Consider the following 1,556-nt stretch of genomic DNA (forward strand, 5'->3'; position numbering starts at 1 on the left):
CCTAGGGTGGTTGCCATGTCTGGCGTTCCTTTCGGTTGGTGTCGAGTGGTGCCGCGTGTGTGGTGGAAGATGTCTCTTCCGTGCGGCGTGCCTTTAGTTTAACATATGTTTTAACATATGGCAAGACATATGTTAGGCCATATGCTTTAGCGTATGTTAAGGCATATGGCAGGCGGGTTAGTGCGGTTTATGGCCTGTGTGCTGCTCTTATGCGAGCGCTTGGCGTAGCTGATACCCGGCCAGCAGGACCCAAAACCCCGCGGTTGCTAGGGCGATAAAGAAGACAGTTTCGGATGCGGAGTATCCCGTCAGTCGGAGCACGACGGGTGGGACTGTCCAGAACACAGCCGGGACGGCCAGGCCGAAGAGGGCGATGTCCGCGCGCTCATTAGCGTCGCTGAGGGCGAGGATCGTCAAGGCCAGGAGGGCGGCGAGAGTGAAGGCGGCGAGGGTGTATGAGGCCATGGCGGCAAGCTTCCTTTCGGTTGAAACTTCGAGGACGCTTTTGATCGTATCGGCGGGGTGTGCACACCCTGCTGGGCTTAGAGTGTGGTGATGTCTTGGTAGCGTTGCCAGGCTTTGCGTTGGCCTATGCCGTGGTTGATCATGATGTCGAGTAGTTCGGCTTCGGGGGCGTGTTCGGCGGCGTGGCGGAGTTGTTCGGTCATGTGGAGGTATTGGCGGCGGTAGCTGGTGCTGGCTACTTGGCGGGCGTAGTCGGCGAGGTGGAGGTCGACGATTTTGAGGGTGACCAGTTCTGTCATGATGTGGTGTTGGTCGTCGGCGAGTCCGTCGCGGTTGCCTTTGGCTTGGAGGGTGTTGAGGACGGTGGAGGCGTCGGTGGGGCGGCTGTCGTTGACGAGTTCTTGTAGGGTGGCAAAGATTCTCGCCAGTAGGGTGTTGGCGAAGTCTGCGGGGTCGAGTTTGTCGGTGATGGTGGCGATGGTGTCTTTGTCGCCGCTGGTGAGCATGGCGGAGATGAGGCAGGCTTCGGAGTTGGTGACGGTGATGGTGGCGCTGATGGTCTCGGCAGTGTCCTGGGCCATGGGGTGCTCCTTGCTTTGTGGGTTATGCGGCTTGGCGTAGTTTGTCGGGGCGGAAGCCGGAGAAGCTGTTGCCGGCTTCGTCGACGATGACGGGGGCGCTGGCGTGGCCGAGGGTGGCGAGGTAGCCGGTGTGTTCTTTGGCGGGTTTTTCTTGGTAGTTGAGGCCGAGTTTGTTGGCGGTTTTGATGGTCAGTCGGCAGGGGTGGCATCCGGGTTTGGTGTAGATGGTGAGCATGTCTGCTCCTTTCTGGTCGAGTGTTGCCTTCCGTCACGGTATGCCTCTAGTTTAACATATGTTTTAACATATGGCAAGACATATGTTAGGCCATATGCTTTAGCATATGTTCGGGGTTTGTGGCCGCCACCTGTAGTTTTACTGGTGCCGGTGGTGTCGGTCTGGGGTGTGGGCGTGCATTTTTCTTGCTTTCATCTCCGGCACGTAGTGCCTGCGCCCGCCTGTGGTGGAGGTCAAGAAAGCGTGGAATAAATAGCGAAAAGCGCCCCGGATTC

At 58.1% G+C, this 1,556-nt stretch carries 3 protein-coding genes; all 3 read right to left on the minus strand.

What is annotated here, in order from left to right; all coding sequences use genetic code 11:
- Positions 1-207 precede the first annotated feature (207 nt).
- The gene (locus L8V22_RS11550; RefSeq protein WP_011116985.1) at positions 208-465 is read right to left on the minus strand and encodes a hypothetical protein; all 258 of its coding nucleotides are present in this window, start codon (positions 463-465) and stop codon (positions 208-210) included.
- A 77-nt stretch (positions 466-542) separates the two neighbouring features.
- On the minus strand, positions 543-1,046 hold the full coding sequence (locus L8V22_RS11555; protein ID WP_011116986.1) for a DnaB-like helicase N-terminal domain-containing protein: 504 nt from the start codon (positions 1,044-1,046) through the stop codon (positions 543-545).
- A gap of 22 nt (positions 1,047-1,068) precedes the next feature.
- The gene (locus L8V22_RS11560) at positions 1,069-1,281 is read right to left on the minus strand and encodes a glutaredoxin family protein (RefSeq protein WP_011116987.1); all 213 of its coding nucleotides are present in this window, start codon (positions 1,279-1,281) and stop codon (positions 1,069-1,071) included.
- Between the last annotated feature and the right edge of the window lie 275 nt (positions 1,282-1,556).

Source organism: Corynebacterium yonathiae, assembly GCF_027570195.1.
GTDB lineage: Bacteria > Actinomycetota > Actinomycetes > Mycobacteriales > Mycobacteriaceae > Corynebacterium > Corynebacterium yonathiae.

Bases quoted from the DNA above. Each gene is read 5' to 3' on its own strand.
- L8V22_RS11550 (WP_011116985.1), bottom strand. From the start codon at position 465: ATGGCCTCATACACCCTCGCCGCCTTCACTCTCGCCGCCCTCCTGGCC.
- L8V22_RS11555 (WP_011116986.1), bottom strand. From the start codon at position 1,046: ATGGCCCAGGACACTGCCGAGACCATCAGCGCCACCATCACCGTCACC.
- L8V22_RS11560 (WP_011116987.1), bottom strand. From the start codon at position 1,281: ATGCTCACCATCTACACCAAACCCGGATGCCACCCCTGCCGACTGACC.